The organism is Tautonia sp. JC769 (genome assembly GCF_040717455.1).
Classification (GTDB): Bacteria; Planctomycetota; Planctomycetia; order Isosphaerales; family Isosphaeraceae; genus Tautonia.
This window is the reverse complement of sequence record NZ_JBFEFH010000007.1, coordinates 99,189-118,534: the sequence shown is the minus strand read 5'-3', so window position 1 is coordinate 118,534 and position 19,346 is coordinate 99,189. Positions and strand designations below refer to the sequence as shown.

16 protein-coding genes are annotated in these 19,346 nt (G+C 70.3%); 4 read left to right on the top strand and 12 right to left on the bottom strand.

What is annotated here, in order from left to right:
- Positions 1 to 11: 11 nt before the first annotated feature.
- Positions 12 to 836, bottom strand: coding sequence for a sugar phosphate isomerase/epimerase family protein (locus AB1L88_RS09665; protein WP_367096443.1), 825 nt, complete (start codon positions 834 to 836; stop codon positions 12 to 14).
- Positions 837 to 1,087: 251 nt separating this feature from the next.
- Entirely contained in the window at positions 1,088 to 2,323 is a 1,236-nt protein-coding gene (locus AB1L88_RS09660; RefSeq protein ID WP_367096442.1) for a hypothetical protein, read from the bottom strand.
- 644 nt (positions 2,324 to 2,967) lie between these two features.
- On the opposite strand from AB1L88_RS09660, the gene AB1L88_RS09655 reads away from it, so the two are divergent.
- The gene (locus AB1L88_RS09655) at positions 2,968 to 3,465 is read left to right on the top strand and encodes a hypothetical protein (protein WP_367096441.1); all 498 of its coding nucleotides are present in this window, start codon (positions 2,968 to 2,970) and stop codon (positions 3,463 to 3,465) included.
- Positions 3,466 to 3,878: 413 nt separating this feature from the next.
- On the opposite strand, the gene AB1L88_RS09650 is transcribed toward AB1L88_RS09655, so the two are convergent.
- The 9 genes from AB1L88_RS09650 to AB1L88_RS09610 all read right to left on the bottom strand — a co-directional run bounded on the left by AB1L88_RS09650 (position 3,879) and on the right by AB1L88_RS09610 (position 15,246).
- Entirely contained in the window at positions 3,879 to 4,661 is a 783-nt protein-coding gene (locus AB1L88_RS09650; RefSeq protein WP_367096440.1) for a nucleoside phosphorylase, read from the bottom strand.
- Between the two features lie 508 nt (positions 4,662 to 5,169).
- Positions 5,170 to 7,203, bottom strand: a complete 2,034-nt coding sequence (gene shc, locus AB1L88_RS09645; RefSeq protein ID WP_367096439.1) for a squalene--hopene cyclase — start codon at positions 7,201 to 7,203, stop codon at positions 5,170 to 5,172.
- Between the two features lie 582 nt (positions 7,204 to 7,785).
- Positions 7,786 to 9,363, bottom strand: a complete 1,578-nt coding sequence (locus AB1L88_RS09640; RefSeq protein ID WP_367096438.1) for a transglutaminase-like domain-containing protein — start codon at positions 9,361 to 9,363, stop codon at positions 7,786 to 7,788.
- Between the two features lie 412 nt (positions 9,364 to 9,775).
- Positions 9,776 to 10,003 carry a phospholipid-binding protein gene (locus AB1L88_RS09635; RefSeq protein WP_206352206.1) on the bottom strand — a complete coding sequence of 76 codons (228 nt, stop codon included), beginning with the start codon at positions 10,001 to 10,003 and terminating at the stop codon, positions 9,776 to 9,778.
- A gap of 331 nt (positions 10,004 to 10,334) precedes the next feature.
- A complete protein-coding gene (locus AB1L88_RS09630; RefSeq protein ID WP_367096437.1) occupies positions 10,335 to 10,619 on the bottom strand; it encodes a hypothetical protein in 285 nt (94 codons plus the stop codon).
- A 51-nt stretch (positions 10,620 to 10,670) separates the two neighbouring features.
- Complete coding sequence (holA, locus tag AB1L88_RS09625) at positions 10,671 to 11,732, bottom strand: DNA polymerase III subunit delta (RefSeq protein ID WP_367096436.1); 1,062 nt, start codon at positions 11,730 to 11,732, stop codon at positions 10,671 to 10,673.
- 128 nt (positions 11,733 to 11,860) lie between these two features.
- Positions 11,861 to 13,033, bottom strand: coding sequence for a UDP-N-acetylglucosamine 2-epimerase (non-hydrolyzing) (gene wecB, locus AB1L88_RS09620; protein ID WP_367096435.1), 1,173 nt, complete (start codon positions 13,031 to 13,033; stop codon positions 11,861 to 11,863).
- A 360-nt stretch (positions 13,034 to 13,393) separates the two neighbouring features.
- The gene (locus tag AB1L88_RS09615; protein ID WP_367096434.1) at positions 13,394 to 13,963 is read right to left on the bottom strand and encodes a hypothetical protein; all 570 of its coding nucleotides are present in this window, start codon (positions 13,961 to 13,963) and stop codon (positions 13,394 to 13,396) included.
- A gap of 416 nt (positions 13,964 to 14,379) precedes the next feature.
- Positions 14,380 to 15,246, bottom strand: coding sequence for a hypothetical protein (locus tag AB1L88_RS09610; protein ID WP_367096433.1), 867 nt, complete (start codon positions 15,244 to 15,246; stop codon positions 14,380 to 14,382).
- A gap of 479 nt (positions 15,247 to 15,725) precedes the next feature.
- On the opposite strand from AB1L88_RS09610, the gene AB1L88_RS09605 reads away from it, so the two are divergent.
- From AB1L88_RS09605 to AB1L88_RS09595, 3 genes are all read left to right on the top strand, one after another.
- Complete coding sequence (locus tag AB1L88_RS09605) at positions 15,726 to 17,330, top strand: hypothetical protein (protein WP_367096432.1); 1,605 nt, start codon at positions 15,726 to 15,728, stop codon at positions 17,328 to 17,330.
- Between the two features lie 148 nt (positions 17,331 to 17,478).
- Positions 17,479 to 17,898 carry an alternative ribosome rescue aminoacyl-tRNA hydrolase ArfB gene (arfB, locus tag AB1L88_RS09600; protein ID WP_367096431.1) on the top strand — a complete coding sequence of 140 codons (420 nt, stop codon included), beginning with the start codon at positions 17,479 to 17,481 and terminating at the stop codon, positions 17,896 to 17,898.
- A gap of 28 nt (positions 17,899 to 17,926) precedes the next feature.
- Positions 17,927 to 18,199 carry a hypothetical protein gene (locus AB1L88_RS09595; protein WP_367096430.1) on the top strand — a complete coding sequence of 91 codons (273 nt, stop codon included), beginning with the start codon at positions 17,927 to 17,929 and terminating at the stop codon, positions 18,197 to 18,199.
- 68 nt (positions 18,200 to 18,267) lie between these two features.
- On the opposite strand, the gene AB1L88_RS09590 is transcribed toward AB1L88_RS09595, so the two are convergent.
- Positions 18,268 to 19,278 (bottom strand): PEP-CTERM sorting domain-containing protein, encoded by a 1,011-nt coding sequence (locus tag AB1L88_RS09590; RefSeq protein ID WP_367096429.1) that lies wholly within the window; start codon positions 19,276 to 19,278, stop codon positions 18,268 to 18,270.
- Positions 19,279 to 19,346: the final 68 nt, after the last annotated feature.

The following is a 19,346-nucleotide window of genomic DNA, read 5'->3' as shown; positions in this document are numbered from 1 at the left end:
CGTGGCCAGGCTCAGGCGTAGGTGACGCCTTCGCGGGAGAGGGCGGTCTGGAGGGCGACGGCGGCGTCGCCGAAGCGGTCGGGGCCGGTGAAGCCGTAGCTGGCCTCGGCGACGACGAGGTGGGGTTCGAGGACGCAATAGCCGTCGAACCCCTTGGCCACGGCGTCGGTGATGAGCTGGGGGATCATCCCCTCCCCCTCGCCGGCGGGGACGTTCTTCTTGAGCTTCGTGTCGTAGTCCTTGACGTGGAAGTGCTGGACGCGGTCGCGGAGCAGGTTCCAGGCCTTGTCGACCGGCTGGCCGACTTCGAGGTAATTGGCCGGGTCGAAGGCGTGGGCCAGCGCGGGCGAGTTGACGGCGTCGAGCAAGTCCTTGACCCGGTCGGCCGTGTCGCCGTAGATGCCCTTCTCGTTCTCGAGCAGGAGGGTCACGCCGCGTTCCTCGGCGATCTTGGCCTTGGCGGCCATGCGGCGGACGACCTCGTCGCGGTGGCTTTCCGGCTCGGTCCCCTCGGGGATGTAATAGGAGAAGATCCGGATGCGGGGGCACTCGTAGAAGTCGCACAGGTCGAGGGCGATCTTGTAGCGTTCGAGGTGGGGCTCGAACGGCTCGTCGGCCTTGATCTTGCCGATGGGGGAGCCGAGCGCGCTGAGGCCCATGCCGCGCTCCTTGAGCATGGTGCGGAACTGCTCGTGCTGCTCGCCGGTCAGGTCGAGCACGTTGGTTCCGAAGATGGAGCGGAACTCGACGAAGCGGATGCTGTGGATCAAGAGGGTGTCGAGCTGCTCGGCGGGGTCGGCCGAGATCTCGTCGGCGAAGGCGCTCAGGTAGATCATGGGGCGGTCTCGGTTTTGCCGGGGGTGGGTGGGATCGGTTCCGGTCTACGGGCTGGTCCCGATGTCGGAGACACCCGGGGCGGTGGGACGGCGATCAATGCCCGCGATTCTACCACTCCGACGCCTTTCTGCGAACGGTTCGCAGCCCCAAAGCCGACCGGATGCCCCGGTCGCACCCCGGGCGACCGGCGGGCGGTCGGCCTCCGTCGGCGGGCGGTCCGAGGTTCGGGCGGGGACGAATCCAGGGGCGATCAGGCCCCGGGACGCGGATCGCCGGGGGTCGCGGGGGCACCGGAGGGGGACTCGGGGGGGCCGCCCGGTGCGCCCGGGTGCGCCTCGGGACGCGGCCAGGTGCGCCGCCGATCGAGGGACGGGGCGTTGGGCAGTTCGGGGCGGTTGCCATTGTCTTGATTGGGGTTATGGCGGACGGTCGGGGTGACGGAAGGGGCGTCGGGCCGTTCGTTTCGGGATTCGAACGCCTCGGGGGCCGGGGCGGCGGCGGTCGGAGGCGGAGCCGGGGGATTGTACCGGGGGGGGATCGCGGGCGGCTCGTGGGGGGCCGTCGAGCGGAACCATTCGGAGGCCGGGCGGCTTGAGGCGGCGAGCCGGTCCTGGTGGAGGACCCGGGTGTCCATCTTCGAGCGTTCGACCTTGAGGTTCACGACCATCGAGAGGCTGCGCTGCATGTCCCGGAGGGCCTCGCGGCGGTAGCGCTGGCGGAGCTGGCCGTCCTTCGAGGTGTCGAGGAGGGCGGCGGTCTCGACGGCGAGGCGCTGGGGACCCTCCTCGTCGTCCCAGGCGATTGGGCGGAGGTCCCGGAGGCGGTCGATCCGGTCGACGACCAGGGCGCGGAGCCGGGCGAGGGCGTCGGGGTCGTCGGCCAGGCCGGGGGCGGCGTCGGGCCGGATCGCCCCGGGGCTGACGCGGGCGACGAGGTCGCGGAGGCGTCGGGCGTCGACGTGGGGATCGTCCTCGAATTCGGCGGTCCGGCCGGTGAGGCGGAGGGCCGTATCGAGGTCGGAGCCGGCCCAGCCCTGGCCCGAGTCGAGCAGGTGGAGCAGGGTCTGCCAGTGCCGGACGAGCCAGTCGATGCCGAAGGCGCTGGCCTGCAACTGGGAGACGACGGCCTCGGGGTCGTCGCGGAGCCCCTGGGCCTTGCGCCGGATGGCGTGGCGTCGGGATTCTTCCCACCGGCGGACGGCCTCGCGGGTGGCCGGCTGGAGGCGGGCCTCCTCGGCGTCGGCGCAGCGGAGGTAGCGGACGTATTCCATGGCGGCCGACCGGATGAGGGCCTCCTCGGAGTCGGTCTGCGGCAGGTGTTTGGCCACCCAGCGGTCGGCGATGAGGATGAGCCGCTCGGCCTCCTCGTCGCAGAGGGGGCGGCGGGCGGTCAGGCCGTGCGAGACGGCGTTGAACGAGCTGGCGAGCTTGCCGGCCTCGGTGCGGGGGCCGGTCGCGTGCGAAACGGAGTCGGAGGGGGTCGCCATGGGGAGGGTCCTTGGATTCGGGTGGTGTCGATTCGAGGCAAGGGGCCATGACAGGGAGGGGCCGGCCGGGCCGGGGGCGATCGGGTTCGATCGCGGGATCGGATCGGGGCCACACTTGATATCATCAGGAAATCGGGGAGTCTTAGTCACAAAACCTGAGAAGAACGATGACGCGGGACCGGGACGACCCGGAACACGGAGCATCGTCCGATGGGGGATCCTCGCCCCATGGGGCGCTGGAAGCGGTCGTCGTCGACCTTTCACTCAACGATGGTGGGATTTTCCAGGGTGGCCCCGATCGGCGAGCAATCGGGGTCGCGGAGCGACGAGAGGCTTCGGTGCGGCCTCCGATCGCCTCGTGCGGCCGCGCCGCCCCGGTTGGCGAGCAACCGGGGCTACCCTGGACGGATCAATGGAGTCGGATCGGTGCGTGTTCGACGACTTGATGGCATCCTGCGGGAGGGAGATGGCGATGGGGGCAGACGGTGGCGATCGGTGAGCCGTGAGGTAGGATGGTGCGGGAGAGGTCGGTGACGCGGGAAGGCGAAGGGGGGAAATGTCCCCGGAGGCAAGCCCCGTCAGGCGGCAGGGATTCGGTGGATCGGTCGGACGGACGCTCGCTCGGATCGGGAAGGGGTCGCGCCATGTTCTGGCTCTGGATGTTCTTGATTTACTGGCTCTTGCTGTTCGTGGCCTCGTTCATCGTGACCGAGTACGGTCAGCGATACTTTTATGATGAGGTGACGCCGCTTGCGGGGCTGAAGGTGGGGGCGAGCTCGCTGGCGATGGCGGCCTTCCTGACGTGGTGGGACCCGTCGAGCGTGGACATGGTGACGACCGACGTCGCGTACACGGCGATGCTGGCGATCGCCGGGTTCGTGCTGTTCTGCCTGGTGTTGCAGTTCCATGCCTCGCATGCGCTGCTGCTGGGGCCGGTGGCGGTGGTGCTGGTGGCCTTCACGGCGGCGATGGCGATGGACAGCCTGAAGGCCGGGCCGAGGGCGAACATGCGCGATCGGCCGATCCCGCCGCAGCAGCGTTCGATCCGCAAGTCGGCCTCGTCGACGGTGAACATGCCGACGCAAGGGGATGAAGAACCGGCCCCGACGCCCGAGAAGGCGACGGCGCCGGCGGGGCCGTGAATCCCCGATCGTTCGTCGTGCGGAGACGCGCTGCGCCGCTCGCGCATCACTTGCCCGGGTCGCTTCGATGGCTCGCCAGGCGCGGTCGTGGAGCGGCGTGAGGGCTCGCACTCGAACGCGAACTGGACTTGGTGGGGCACCGCGTCGCCTCGTGCGGCTGCGCGCCCCGGTTGCTCGCCAACCGGGGGTACCTGAGACGCATCGTTGTGTCAGTTCTTGTGATACCGAATCGCCCGGAAGAATTCCCTTTGTAGGGTCCGCTGTGCGGACCGATCTCCTGACAGTCTTGAGGGATCGGTCCGCAGAGCGGACCCTACAAGCGAAGACTGATCCGGGCGATTCGTGATGATACGCGCGATCAGGCGGCCGGGGGCAGCCGGAACGCATGATGAAACACGTTTTCGATTGTGCGATCAGGAGAGCTGGGCGAGGATGCCGGGGAGGACCTCGGCGAGGCGGTCGGAGGCCTCGACGGCGTGCTCGCGGAGGGTCCAGAGGTCCTTGACGCTGCTCGGGCGTTTCATGAGGGCGCCGAGGGTGGCGCCGAGGCGGAAGCCGCCGGTGGGGCCCATGACGGTGAGGACCTCGGGGGGGAGGTCGGTGTCGGCCTCGTCGCTGACGACGCGGATGGCGAGGAAGCGCTGGCCGCGGTCGGCGCAGAGGGAGGCGACGGCGGCGGTCTCCATGTCGACGACGTCGGCGGCGAAGCGGTCGCGGAGGGCGGCCTTCTCGGCGGCGGTGCGGACGATTTTCGAGGCGGTCAGGAGGCGGCCGGGGCGGAACCGGATTTTGGAGGACGGGGAGGATTCGGGGGGGGTGAAGGGGATGACGAGCGGGGGATCGTCGGGGCGGTTGGCGTCGAGGATCTCGGTCGGGAAGACGATGTCGTTGCGCTTGAGGGTCGGATCGAGGGCGCCGCAGAAGCCGGCCGAGAGGAGCCACTTCGGCCGGTGGCCGCCGATGAGGCGTCTGGCCCCCTTGGTCGCGAGGTTGCGGCCGACGCCGGAGACGATGAGGGTGACGACGGTCTTCCCTCCGGCCCCGAGCACCCCTTCGGTGACGGAGCGGTTCGAGCCTTCGGGGTCGGAGTAGGTGCGGACGTCGTGCAGGAGCTCGACGATCGGGTCGGCCTCGATGGGCAGGGCGATCACGATGCCGACGTCGGACGGTTCGGGGGCGGGCAGGACCTGGTTCATGCGTCTGGGTCGGTCGGTCGCGGGTCGGTGCGAGGCGGAATGTGAGGGGTCGGCCCTGAAGGATGGCCGAGGGAGGCGTCGGAAATCAAGAGGGGCGTCCGGGGTGATCGTCGCGGTGTCGTGCAGGGTGTCGGCCCCCCTCACCCGGACGGCGGCCCCCCTCTCCCCCGAACGGGGGCGGAGAGTTGGGTCACCCTCTCATCGCGGGCGGGGGGAGGAGGCCCCGATCGGATTGCGGGGCGAGGCGTTCGAGGCATCGGCCCCCTCACCCGGCCTTCGGCCACCCTCTCCCCCAAATGGGGGCGAGGGTTGAATTGGCCCCCACTCCCCGCGAGCGGGGAGAGGGCCGGGGTGAGGGGTCGTTGCGTTCGGAGTCGGGCCTCGCGTCTCGTGTCGAGGTTCTCACCCGGCCTGGCGGCCACCCACTCACCCGAAGGGGGGGTGAGGGGTGAAGGTGTCGGGCGCTCCACGGCGGGTGAGGGAGCGCCTTTCGGTCGAGTGGGCCGCGTTAGACGTCGAGCGGGCGGGGGTCGGCGGGGATGCCGCAGGCGAGGGCGCCGGAGGCGGGGACGCGGGAGGGGAGGGAGAGGGCCGAGCGGTAGCGGGCGAGGGCCATCAGGGGGAAATAGATGCGGTAGAGGTGGTAGCGGAGGTAGAAGACCTTCGGGAAGCCGGTGCCGGTGAACTGGGGCTCGTCCCAGGTGCCGTCGGGGTTCTGGGTGCGGAGCAGGAAGGAGACGCCGCGTCGGACGCTGGCGCTGTGGGCGCGGCCGGCGGCGATCAGGCCGTTGACGGCCCAGGCGGTCTGCGAGGCGGTGGTGACGCCCTTGCCCATCCAGGCGGGGTCGTCGTAGCTCTGGCACGACTCGCCCCAGCCGCCGTCGTCCTGCTGGACCGATTCGAGCCAGTCGGCCGCGCGCTGGACGCTCGGGTGGTCCATCGGGAAGCCGATCGCCTGGAGGCCGAGCAGGACCTGCCAGGTGCCGTAGATGTAGTTGACCCCCCAGCGGCCGTACCAGCAGCCCTCGGGCTCCTGGCTGGACCAGAGGTACTCCAGCCCCCGGGAGACGGCCGGGTGATCGGCGCGGTAGCCGAGGGTGCCGAGGATCTCGAGGATCCGGGCGGTGATGTCGGCGCAGCTCGGGTCGAGGATGGCGTTGTGGTCGGCGAAGGGGACCTTGGTGAGCAGTTGATTGTCGATATCAACATCGAAGGCCGCCCAGCCGCCGTCGCGGTTCTGCATGGCCAGGAGCCAGGCGACGGCGCGATCGGTGACGGCCCGGCCCTCGGGCTGCCGCATGAGGGCGGTCCGGCCGAGGGCGAGCAGGACCATGGCGGTGTCGTCGATGTCGGGGTAGAAGTCGTTGCGGTACTCGAAGGCCCAGCCGGTCGGTTCGAGGCCGGGGCGGCGGCGCTGCCAGTCGCCGGGGGTCCGGATCTCGCGGTCGAGCAGCCAGCGGGCGGCCTGGACCATGCGCGGGTCCTCGGCCGGGAGGCCGGAATCGGCCAGGGCGATCATGGCGATGGCCGAGTCCCAGGTGGGGGAGACGCACGGCTGGACGCGGACGGTGTCGTGCTCCTCGATCATCAGGTCTTCGAGCTGCCGCAGGGCCCGGCGGACGAAGGGGTGGTCGTCGGCGTAGCCGAGGGCGCGGAGGGCGAAGACGGAGTAGACCATCGCCGGGAAGATGGCGCCGAGCCCCTCGGAGCGGTCGAAATGCTCGACCATCCAGCGGTGGGCGGCGGAGAGGCCGGGGCGTCGGACGGCCTTCGGGACGACCCGGTGGGCCCACTTCATCAGGCGGTCGCAGGCGACGAAGAAGTTGGCCCAGCTCCAGGTCTGCTCGGTGCGTCGCGACGGGGGGGGGAGGTCGGGCCGGAAGAGCTCGGCGATCCCCTGCTCGGCGGGCAGGTGGCGGACGGGGCGGAGGACCGAGAGGATGGCCAGGGGGACGACCATCGTCCGGGTCCAGGACGACATGTCGTAGATGCTGAGGCCGAGGTGGGTGGGGAGGAAGATCAGCTCGGGGGGGACGTACGGGCAGTCGTCGTACGACATCTGGCCGAGCAGGGCGAGATAGAAGCGCGTGTAGCTGTTGCTCGACTGGGCACCGCCGGCGTCGAGAATCCGCTCGCGGACGCGGACCATCTCGGGGTCGTTGGGGTCGACCCCGACGAGCTTCAGGGCGAAGTAGGCCTTGACCGAGGCGCTGAGGTCGAACGGGCCGCCGGGGTAGATGGCCCAGCCGCCTTCGGGCAATCGCTGCTCGAGCAGGTAGTTGCAGAGCTTGGCGACGACCGGGTCGTCTTCGCGGCCGAGGGAGGTCAGCAGGAGGACGAACTCGGATTCGAGGATGGTGTCCCCTTCGAGCTCGCCGACCCAGTGGCCGTCGTCGCGTTGCTGGTCGAGGAGCCACCGGCGGGTGGCGGCCAGGCCGGAGTCGAGGTCCTGGGCATCGAAGGCCGGCGTCGTGAACCCTCGCGAGGAGGCGCCGGAGGTCGGACCTCGTCCTCGCTTGCTACCGTCGAGCTTGACGATCATTGCAGTCTCGGTCCCCCCTCCTTGAGGTGGTTCGTCCCGATGTCCCATCCGTGCTGTCGCATCGAACCTCGGGCGCGGTCGGCTCATCCGTGATCCGGTGAATCGCGCGGGGCACATCCTACGCCTCGATTTGTATGACAATCAAGTCCAATTCGACCCGGGATGCCCCTTCTACGGTCGTTTTTTCAATCGCCCCGATGACGGGGGGCGGTAGAGTTTTCGCATCTTCCCAGAATTGACACGCAAGCCGGTTTCGATCGGCAGGCGCGGGGAGTGGAGGGGCGACGCGGTGGTGCTGGGAAGGTCCGCGGGTCCCTCGGTAAGGAGGAGGACGCGGGAAAAGACGATCATTTGTGGAGGGTTTAGGGGAAGTGGCGAGCGGGGGATGATGGATCGGAGAGGGGAGCTTGCGTCGGGCGAGGGGCGACGTGAACGGAGGGGGTTGCGATCGCGGGAGGGAGGATCGCAACGCCTGCCGTTTGGGCCGGGGCCCACTCACCCGGCCTTCGGCCACCCTCTCCCCCGAATGGGGGCGAGGGTTGGGAGAGCCGGACGCGCGGAGGGTGGGATGAGGGGGTGGGGTTACTGGACCTGGAGGGGGTCGAGGGTGAGCTTGTCGAAGACGCGGACGACGTCGAGGAACTGGGCGTAGGGGGAGACGCCGTCGAGGCTGGTGGCGTTGAGCTTCAGGTGGGTGGCGTCGACCTCGGTCTGGCGCAGGGCGGCATCGACGGCGACCCAACGGCCGTTGACGTGAACCTCATTCCACATGTGGAAGCCGAAGCCGCCTAGCTCGTCGACATAGAGGAGGCCGACGGCGACGCGGGCGGGGATGCCCGAGGCGCGGCACATGGCGGCGGTCAGGACGCTGTGCTCGCTGCAATCGCCGCTCAGGTCGCGGGCGACGTCGCGGGCGGTGGCGAAGGCGGTCTCGAAGTTCTTCTCGCGGACGTTGTCGGCGACCCATCGGGTGATGGCCTGGGCGCGTTCCCAGGGGTCGGGGCCGACGTCGGCGAGGGCTCGCCGGGCGAGGGAGACGACCTGGGAGTCCTCGCTGTTGATCATCGGGTTGGCGGCGAGGTATTCGGGGGGGACGGGGGAGGGGTCGGCCGCGCCGGCCTGGGGCTCGGCGGTCCGGACGTCGAGCAGGACGGAGCCGTCGCCGGCGCGGCGGACGGACTGGCGTTCGTCGCCCGGGAAGACGGTCTCGGCGGGGGTGTCGCCGGTCAGGTTGACGCGGTAGGTGGCCGACCGGACGTTGCCGGACTGGGTGATGCGGCGGCCGACCTTGACGATGGTCGCCTGGACGATGTCGAAGCCGCCGCCGCCGGGGGCGAGGGCCCCTTCGCGGGTGGTCCGGTAGGTGACGATGCCGCCGAAGGCGTCGGTGCGGCTCTTGAGGATCTGGCCGCCGGTGTCGACCCAGTAGCTGGCGTCCATGCCGGGCAAGGGGGCGCCGTCGGGCCCCTTGACCTGGCCCTCGACGCGGAGCAAGTCGACGGTGCTGCCGCCGCCCAGCTCGACCGGCTCGACCTGCCGGGCGGTGAGGGTGGTCAGGCCGATCTGGTTGAGGTCGGGGATGAAGGTCTTGATCTCGCGGCGGTCGCCGGGCTGCATGGGGGACCGGGCGAGGCTCAGCTCGGGGCCGTAGGGGCCGCGGACGTCGTCGGGCCAGGGAAGCTCGACGCGGGTCTGTCGGCCGCCGGCGGTGAGGGTCAGGGGCATGACCCCGTTTTGCACGTCGCCGGAGACCCGGGTCTCGTTCGGCCCGGCGAGGCTGCGGGCGTCGAGCCGGAGGACCTGGCCGTCGTAGGTCTCGATCGTGCCGTAGCGGGTGGCGATGACGACCTGGTCGTCGAGCCGCTTGAGCGTGAGCTTGGAGTCGACCTGGATGCGGAGCAGCTCGCGGCCGTCGCCGGCCGTGACCGGCTCGACCTGCAGGTGGATGTGGCCGACCTTGCGGCCGGCGATGAAGACGGCGTCCCAGGCCTCTCGGGTGGCGCGGTCGGGGGGCGTGGCCTGCGGCTGCTCTTGCTGCCGCGGGGAATCCTGGGGAGGCTCGGCGCGACCGGGGCTCCCGGACAGGAGGAGCACGAGCCCGAGCGCCCACGAGGCGCCTCGGGCGGGTCGGCGCGTCGGATCGATCCCACTGCGAATCATCGGGCCAAGCCCTCCCGGTCCGGTCGGTCGAAGGGGCTGGGCAAGTCAAGTGAGGCCCGCGCGCGTGGCGTACGGACGGTCGACCCCGCGGGGGCCCGCGGCGATGGCTCGCGCGGCGGGCGAGGGTTCGAGACCGACCGGCCAAGGCCCGGGAGACCGCCCCCGCCCCGATCGCTCCTCAATCACGAACAGAAACAAGAACCGCACGGGGGCGGTCGCGAGCGGCCGCACCCGTGCGATTCACTATGGCCGGAAGCCGCACGCGCGGCAAGCCGAGCCGCGCAGGATCGGTCGATCGCGCGCGGAGAGGTCGGGCCCGCTGGCGGGGCCGGGTGGTTGGACGCACGGGATGATGCACGGCAGCCGGCGGATGAAGGCCGGCTGTCGAACGGCAAGCGATGACGTCTTCGACCTATGAGACGAGGATGTTCATGTCGAACCGATCGCTCGGGAGCAACTCGAGCGCCGCGTAGAGCGCCAGTTGCTTGGTGTGATACGAGGGGACCCGCCCTCGGACGACATAACGGCCCTGCACCTCTTCGACGGCCAGGTCACGAATCCGTCCATGCGTCGTCTGCCGGATAGAATGCTCGACCTGCTGAAGAAATGAGGTCGAACCATTCCCAAGGTTGCTCCTCATCGTCCATCACTCCTGAGATCCAATGCGGAGAGTCGAGATCGCGAAGGGTCAGCGATCCAGGAGGGAGTCACATTTGCCCTTGGGTCTGAGCAGCACCATTGTGGGGCGTTCAGCGGGCGAATTGCAAGCAAAATCGCGGATTCTTCCATGGGTCGCTTCGCCGTGCCGGGGTCATCGGTCGGCTCGCCAGAGCGGCACGCTGCATGGTTGCAGGGGGCTCGGGCTGAGAATGTTGCAAATCTGGGTCCGTCAGTCGGACCTGTTATAGTAAACAGGATTGTCGCCGGGTCCTCAAGGGGCCAGGGGCAGAATCCGGGGGCGGCCGTCGCGATTATTCCGGCGGGGTCGAGACGTCTGGATCGTTCGATGGGACGGGATTGTGGTTGATCTGTAACCGGTGAGCAAGCGACTGGAGCGTGGCGCGGTCCCAGGCGGAGACGGGGCCTTTCCAGGCGTCCCAGAAGGGGGCGCGGCCGGCGCCGGTCAGCTCGCTGAGGCGGCCGAGGTTGTAGCCGAGCTGGAGCAAGTCCCGGCGGTCGGGAGATTCGATCGCGGCGAGCGCGACGACCCTGGCGACGCAGTGGGCGACGGGGTCGTCGGGTGCGGATGTGCTCATGGCTTCGGTTATTGGGGGTGCAGGGGCCGGATCGGGTCGGGTCGAGTCGGGTCAATCGCTGCGGGGGCGGGCCAGGCCGAGGAGCAGGCGTTCGAGGACGGCGCGTTCGTTGAGCGTGGACGACCCTTTCAGGGCCAGGTCGGTCTCGAGGAGCACGACGGGCAGGCGGTCGACGCGGGAGGGGCCGAGGTGGGCGTGCTGTCGGCCGGTCTTCTCGATGGCCATGGGGGGGATGCCGGCCGATCGGCAGGCGTCCTTCAGATCGCGACGGGCCTGGCGGAGCTTGCCGGCGTGGTGGACCTTGCGGAGCGAGGTGGCCAGCGCGGCCAGGAGTCGCTGCGGGGCCTCGCCGGCGGTGAGCAGGCGATCGAGGACCTTCAGGGCGCCGGCGGCGTCGCCGAGGGTGGCCCGGTCGATCATGTCCCAGACTTCGAGGGTGCGGCCGGCGCCGACCATCCGGCCGACGTCGTCCCTGGTAATGGATCGGCGATCGCCGACGTACGCCACCAGTTTATCGACCTCGACGGCGAGCAATCCCGGCTCGGGGCCGACCAGCTCGATCATCAGCCGAGCGGCGTCGTCGGGCAGGGAGACGCCCCAGCGGTCGGTGGCGAGGCGGCCGAGCCAGCCGAGCAGCTCGCGTTCGCGGGGGGCCTTGCAGTCGACCGAGGCGCCGTGCTGCTCGACGAGCTTGGCGAGCTTCGTGTTCGACGGCCACGACTTGACCGAGAGGACGAGCACGCCGGTGGGGCTCGGCTGGGCGGCGAAGGCCTCCAGCTCCTTGCGGTGGGCGGTGACGAAGGTGTCGGCGTCCTCGACGATCACGACCCGACGGGGGGCGAGGAACGGCAGGGTGCGGACCTCGTCGAGCACCCGGGCCAGCTCGGCCTGGGGGCCGGCGACGCGGGAGACGCCCATCTCGTCCTCGTCGTCGGCATCGGTGCCCGCACCGGCACCGGCACCGGCGTCGCCCCTGGATTCGCCGTCGTCCATCGCGGCGCGGATGATGGCGTGGGTCGCCTCGCGGCGGAGGAACGCGTCGTCGCCGAAGAGGGCGTAGATGGGCCGGAGGGCTCCCGGCGATCGGGAGCCGATCATCTCGAAGGCGTGCATCAGGTCAGCCCGGGGACCTCGATTGATCGACGGCGGTGGCGCGGACGGCTTGCGAGAGGGCCAGGATAACGACCCGTCGGCGAATCCGCCACGGGAGCACCCGGCAAAACACGGGGGCGGGCCGGGGGTCAGGCGGCGCGGGGGGCACGCGAGGGGAGGTCGGGGGCGTCGGCGTCGGGCTCGAGGTTCAGGGAGGGGAAGCGGTCGGCCAGGGTGCGGACGATGCGGTCGGCGGCGAAGCCGTCGCCGAAGGGGGAGCGGGCGGGCACGGGGACGGCGCCGGGCGCGAGCAGGGGGAGGGCCTCGGCGAGGATGCGGTCGGGGTCGGTGCCGACGAGGCGGCAGGAGCCGGCTTCGACGGCCTCGGGGCGTTCGGTGCGGTCGCGGAGGACGAGGACCGGGCGGCCGAGGGCGGGGGCCTCTTCCTGCACGCCGCCGGAGTCGCTGAGGATCAGGCGGGCCGCCTTCATCAACGCGACGAACTGGGGCGAGCCGACCGGCTCGATCAGGTGGACGCGGTCGAGGCCGCCGAGTTCCCGGGAGACGACGGCGCGGACCTCGGGGTTGGGGTGGACCGGGAAGACGAGGCAGAGGGTGGTGTCCTGTTCGAGCAGGTGCGCGACGGCCCGGCAGGCGCGGGCGAGCGGCAGGCCGAGATTCTCGCGGCGGTGTGCGGTCATGAGGATCATGCGGTCGGTGCTGGGCGTGACCGGCAGGGGGACGGGGCGGGCCTCGATCCAGCGGAGGGCGTCGATGACCGTGTTGCCGACGACCCGGATGCGATCGGCCGGGATCCCTTCGCGGAGCAGGTTGGCGCAGGCGGCGGCGGTCGGGGCGAAGTGCAGGTCGGCCAGGCGGGCGGTGAGGATGCGGTTGCTCTCCTCCGGGAACGGCTCGGCGAGGGAGCCGGAGCGGAGCCCGGCCTCGACGTGGACGAACGGGACGTGGCGGTAGTGGCAGGCCAGGGCCGAGGCGAAGACGGTGGTCGTGTCCCCCTGGGCGATCAGGACGTCGGGGCGGTGCGCGTCGAGCCACTGGCCGACGGCCAGGAGGCATCGGCCGGTCAACTCGACGAGATCCTGGCCGGGACGCATGAGTGCCAGGTCGTCGTCGGTCCGGAGGCCGAAGTCGGCCAGGGCGCGGTCGAGCAATTCGCGGTGCTGGCCGGTGGAGACGACGCGGACGCGGAGGCCGGCCTCGGCCCCGGACTGGCGGAGCTTGAGGATGACGGGGGCCATCTTGACGGCTTCGGGCCGGGTCCCGACCACGCAGGCGACGGTTCGATTTCGAGCGTGAGGCATGGGGGCGGCCCTCGTCGTTCGATCGGCGGTCGGGGAGAGTCGCGGTCGGCGGATCACCTCGCCCGGGCGTGTGACCGTTGCGGGCAGGCCGGGCCGGGCGTTGCGGGGGGCGACGGCTTGGGGTCTGGCCGCGGGCCCCCTCACCCGGCCTGCGGCCACCCTCTCCCCCAAAGGGGGGCGAGGGTTGGGAGTGCCCCTCCCGCAAGGCGGGAGAGGGTTGAGCCGTGCCACCCGAATCGCCACGAAAAGGCGGGAGCGGGGGGGCCGAGGGGCGAGGGACGCGGACGCCGATCGCGGCAGGATCATAGGCGATCGGGGGGAATCGGGACAGGGGAAATGGCGGGGCGGGGGGGCGAGCCGTCAGCGATCGTCGGGGAGGGAGGAGACGACTTGGAAGGAGAGGGTGCGGGTGGTCTCGGAGGGGCCGTCGCCGAGGCGGTCGCGGAGGACGAGGTCGACCTCGTAGGGGCCGGGGCGGAGGTCCTTGAGGGAGATGGTGGTGTGGAGGTAGAGCGAGGTGGGGGGCTCCTTGGCCCGGGGGGCGTAGTCGATGGCGGCGGGGAGGGACTGCAGGCGTCGGGGGTTGCCGGCGCGGCGGATGTGGACGTCCTGGACGAGGTGGGCGCGGTAGGGGCCGGCGTCGGGGTCGCGGAGGATGAGGAAGTTGAACGGCTCGTAGTAGACTTCGAGCTTCTGGTCGGGGGTCAGGGTCGGCTCGTCCCGGGGCTCGAAGTCGCGGAAGCCGCGGACGTTGAGGCAGATGATCGGGTCGGTCAGGTCGGGGCGCCGGGGCTTGGCGGGGTCGTCGTCGTCGACGCCGGGGGGCGTGCCGAGGGCCGGCGGCATCGGGCCTCCGCCGAGCAGGAGCGAGGGGAGCAGCAGGAGGGCGAGGGCCGCGATCCGGGGTCGGAGGGTGGGTGAGTACGCCATTGGAGTCCGTGTCCCTTGGGTCCGGGCGAGGGTGTCTCGAAGGGCAGTCGGTCGGCCGGTCGGACGGCGAGCGGGTCGGTTCGGTCCGGTTCGGTTCGGGTCGTTCGGTCGGGGCGTCCTGGGGGATGCGGGAAGGGTTGCCGCCTGAGGGAAGCGTACCGATCGGGTCGAGGGGCTGCAACGCGGAGGGTCGGGTGCGGGTTGCGGGCTGGGGGGTGACGGCAGGCGGCGTCGAGTTCGACGGTGATGACGGAGGGCGCAGGAGGGGTCGTCTCAATCCGGATCGGGCGCGGGAGTTCGGCGATCGGATCCGCCGAAAGAAAAAGGCGGAACCCCACGGAGGGAGTCCCGCCTTGCGATCGGAACGGATTGGACACGGAGTTCGAGCGATGGTCGCCCGAGTCGAGATGACTGGATCAGAGTGGTTGCCGCGACCGGGTTCGCACCCGGTAGGCGACGGCTCCTCCGGCCATCAGGGCCCAGGCGAGCACGGTCGAGGGCTCGGGGACGACGGGATCTCCCGAACCCCCTTGTTCCCGGCCGGGGAAGGCGATGCGGGTGCTGGAGATGTAATCTTCGCCGGCGATGACGTCGTCGGGGGCGCCCGCGAAGGCGCTGACGATGAAGCCGTCTTCCGGCACCAGGCCGTCGAACTGCATGAAGTTGTCGATGGTGAACTGGAAGTCGGGGTGCTCGGCCGACGGATCGAAGGCGAGCGCCCCGAGGTGCTCGGTGAGGGTATCGCCGAAGCTGAAGGCCATGCCGGCGGGCGACTGCTTGTACTGGGCGACGGTGAAGTGGTCGGTCCCCTTGCCGGTGGACGGCTTGTTGGCCGGGACGCCGGCGATGACGTCGGGCGTGCCGTCGAGGTTCAGGTCGAGGGCCACGACGATCGACTCCAGGCCGCCGAGGCTGGGCCGATCCTTGCCGAGGGGTGCGGAGAGCTGACCGGGCCTCCCGTCACCGTCGGCGTCGCCGGCGATGCCCCAGAAATTCAGGCCGAACGACATGCGATCGGCGGAATCATCGTAGGCCAGTCGAAGGTCCTTGATGTTCCACCCGGTCGTGCCGGACAGCGACGCGTGCTGAGCCACGTCTCCGGGGCTCGGGTTCCCGAACGAGTCGGGGTTATCGACGATGACCACGATGCCATTGCCGGGCTCGATCGGGAAGTCGTTCTCGACGTTCCCGGTGAGCTGGATGGCACCGGCCGAGGCCGTCCTGGCGACCAGGATCAGGCCGAAACCGACCGCTATCAAGATGGGGCAGTTGTGCTGCCGCATGCCGTGTCTCCTTCCACGTCTCGGCGGCTGATCGGGACCGGGCATTCCGCTCGGAGCGAACACCCCGGGACACCGAACGATCGATCATCGAGGAGTGGGTTTGGCTCGGGTCGTGCCGCGGGCCGACCGGCAAAGGCTCCACTCCCCGGCGGCGTTGGCCATCGATTCCCCCTCCTGGGGTCATCGTCGGACTGCGTCGCGCGCCGGCCCGGCCGCCACGTCGGCGGCCCGATACGCGTCATGCCCGGGGCCGCCTCCGGCGCGGGCCTCCCGTGAGAAAGGACGAGGACGCCATGACCGCGATCAGGAAGATCCTCCAGGCCATGCTTTCCTGGCGACCCCGCCGGGAGCCATTCGCGCGGAAGTCGCGAAGGCGCTCGGGGGCCGCAGTCGAGCATCTGGATCATCGACAACTCATGAGCGTCGACTTCACGGGAAACGTTTTAATCGATTTTCCGGAAACAACAAGTCCAGGTGTTGTGGTCCTCACGCCCGAACCAGGCGACCCAGATTACCTGGTCCCCATCATTCCCGACGAACCGCCGGAGCTGGGGGACTTCATCCGGGTCTCCGGATTCCAGCTCGACGCGATCCGCGTCTCGTATGACGCGGACCGCGACGCCCTGGCGTTCGGGATGCAGCAGCCGGTCAACCAGAAGACCGGCCAGACGGTGATCGCCGGCGACGCCGACAACAACCTGAACGGCGGGACCGTCGCGTCGGAGATCGAGGCGCTGCCGTTGTTCTTCGAAGACCCGATGCTGCTCGGGGGTTCGGAGTACATGTACGTCAGCATCGACTTCCTGAACAACGACGACCTGAACGACCCGACGACGCTCACGGACAACGTGGTGGCGGGGATGAACGGGGGGATCGACCCCGACACGCTCCAGCCGCTCCGGCAGACCTACATGGTGGCCGAGTACTCGGCCGACCCGCTCCGGGGGGGCTTCGGCGCGATGCTGCCGGAGTTCATCGGGACCTCGTTCCTGACGAACACGCCGGAGTCGCCGAGCTTCGAGTTCGAGATCCGGAACTTCTCGGAGTTGTACACCCGGCAGACGGGCGAGACCCTGACCCCCGAGCGCGACCTGCAGGTCTCGGCGTTCGCCGGGTCGGCCCAGGACGACGGGATCAGCGAGGCGCAGATCCCGCCCCTGCCGTTCACCTTCGGCGAGTCGATCCTGCCGCCGCCTCCCCCGCCGCCGCCGCCGCCCCCGCCGCCGCCCCCGCCGCCGCCGCCGGATTGCCCGCCCCTGGAGCCGAAGATCCTGGTCAATCCGCACCAGCACCGGGTGGTCAACACGGCGCACCCGCAACTGGTCCGGGTCAACGTCTTCGGGTCGCCGCGGTTCAACGTCGAGGAGATCGCGACGCCGACGGTGCGCCTCTCGGGGGCCGAGCCGGTGTCGGTCTTCACGAGCTTCGCCAATCGGGACCCGTACCTGGACGCCACGTACGTCTTCCTGAGCACCGACCTCGACCCCTTGCCGCCCGGGGCCACGTTCGTGACCCTGACCGGCCAGCTGAACGACGGGACGGAGTTCGAGAGCCCGTTCGAGATCTTCAACCGCGACGCCTCGATGTTCATGGCGGGCATCAACGTGGTGCCGCAGCCGGCCCCGACCCCGCCGCCGCAGCCGTTCGCCCTGTATAACGGCTTGCTGCCGGGCCAGGGACCGAGGCTCCGGGAGGTGCTGGCCCCGGCGATCCACGGGACCCTGGGCGCGGTGCCCACGCAGGCGGCGCTCGGTCGGCAGCTCTTCCAGACGCCGGCCCCTGCCCCGACGCCGACGCCGACGCCGGCCCCTGCCCCGGTCGTGCCGCCTCGGCTGCTGCTCGGCCAGCCGTCTCCGGCGGCCACGCTGGGGGGCGGGGCGGCCCGAGACCCGGGGGTGACGGTGGGCAGCGGCCCGGTGATCACCCTCGGGAACCGGCCGGGGGCCTCGACCCCCGCCCCGCAATCGACCCTGCGGGGCCCGTCGATCCGGATGCCGGTGCAGCCGGTCGTCTCGACCCGGCCGGTGTCGGCCCCGACCGTCGCGATCGACTACGGCCAGCACGGGGGGGGATCGGCGCGGTGATCCGGCCGGGAGTGATCCGAATCTGAACCTGACCGGCCCCCCTCGCGGTCGTTAGGATAGGACGATTGATCGAGCGAAGCCCCCCGGACCTTGTGCCGGGGGGCTTGTCTCGTAATCCTTTGAGACGCACCGACCGGAGGGGGCGGGCATGCTTCGGATCAACGACCGGATTTCGATCCCGATGGACGAATTCCAATTCGATTACATCCGATCCGGCGGGCCCGGCGGGCAGAACGTCAACAAGGTGGCGACCAAGGCCGTCCTGCGCTGGAGGCCGGGGGACAGCCCGAGCCTGCCCGAGCCGGTCCGCCGCCGATTGATGCGTCAGATCGGTTCTCGGCTGACGACCGAGGGGGATCTGATCGTCTCGTCGCAGCGGACGAGGGACCGCCTGCGGAATATCGACGATTGCCTGGACAAGGTGCGGGATCTGGTGCTGGAGGCGGCCACGCCGCCGAAGCCGAGGATCGCCACGAAGCCGACGCTCGGCTCGAAGGTGCGCCGGGCCGAGCAGAAGAAGCAACGCTCGACGACCAAGAAGCTGCGCAAGCCCCCGAAATTCGACTGACCGGAATCCGGAACGGAGTCTCCCGCCGATGGCCGACCGCAACTACTCGCCGCACCAGCAGAAGATCATCAAGCGATACTACGACAATTTCGACGCGATCAAGTCGCAGCGCCTCTCGGACCTGATCGCCGAGATCTACCTGGCCGAGGGGAAGAAGAGCGACCGCCTGTGGAAGCAGGCGGCCGACATCCTGACGAAGATGGAGTTCCCGGCCTCCCGGATCGAGCACCTGATGCAGAAGCGCGAGCCGGAGCTGCTGGTGGGGATTCTGAAGGAGTTGGAGACGCGGAAGGGGTCGTGATCGGGCCGAGGGGCTGCGATCCCCTCGGCCCGATCGCCGGGATGGCGGGCCTGGCGATGGCCTGCTCGTCAAGGGCCCATGCCCCCTCGGGATCGGCGGCGGGAGGCGTAGGCGATCGCCCCGGCCAGCCCGAATCCCAGCAGCACCAGGCTGGACGGCTCCGGGATGACGGAGGGTTGGGCGAAGCCCCGGACGACGATCACCCGGTTGTCGGTGCCGAAGGTCGAGAAGAGGAAGTCGCCGGTCAGGGGGTCGATGAACGCCCCCTGGGCCCCGCTGAGGCCGGTGACCAGGTCGCGTCGGGTCGCGAGGACGGGGATGCCCGAGGGGTCCAGTTCATAGGCCGAGATGCGGCTGAGGCCGAACTCCGAGACGAGCATCGAGGGCGCGTCGAACTGCGGCGACCCGGTCGGGACGTAGGCGACGCCCTCGGGGCCGACGCCTGGGAATCGGGTCAGGAAGGTCAGGCCGTCGAGGTCGAACGTTCCGGAGCCGTCGGGCATCAGGTCCGCCGCGTAGAGTGCCCCCGTCCTGTACGACACCAGCCGGAACCCGCCCGCCCCGGGAAACCCGTCGGGGACGAAGGCGAGCGAGCCGACCGATCGTTCGACCCCCAGCGGTCCCAGGGCGATGATCTTGTCGGGTGAGGTGCTCCCCGGTCGGATCTGGCCGAGGAGGTTCTCGATATACCCCGTGTAGAACAGGACCCCCTCCGGCCCATAGGCCAGGCCGCCGTCGATCTCGGGGGCCGTCGCGAAGAGGCTCGCCTGGCCCGAGAAGCCGATGATGTGGTCCTCGGCATCCCGGGTGAGGCCGATCTGGTAGATGCCCCCGTTCGCGTTGTTGGCGTTCCCGCCGATGAGCAGGGTGTTCGGATCGCCGGCCAGGAGCGTGAGGCCCCCGAGCCGTCCCGGGACCCCGGTCGGGGTGCCCAGGTCGAGGAACGAGTAGTCCCCGGCGAATTCCGGGGCGATCGTCTGGGCGTGCGATGACGCGCCCATCAAGGCCGATAGGACGACGAGCCACGCCGCCCCTGCCCCGAGGGCCCGAGTCGGCCTGCGACCGGCGTGCGACCCCATGGCAATCCTCCCTCACGATGGATTCGAGCCGCTGACTCCAGAGCGACGACCATCAACGCGAGGTCCCG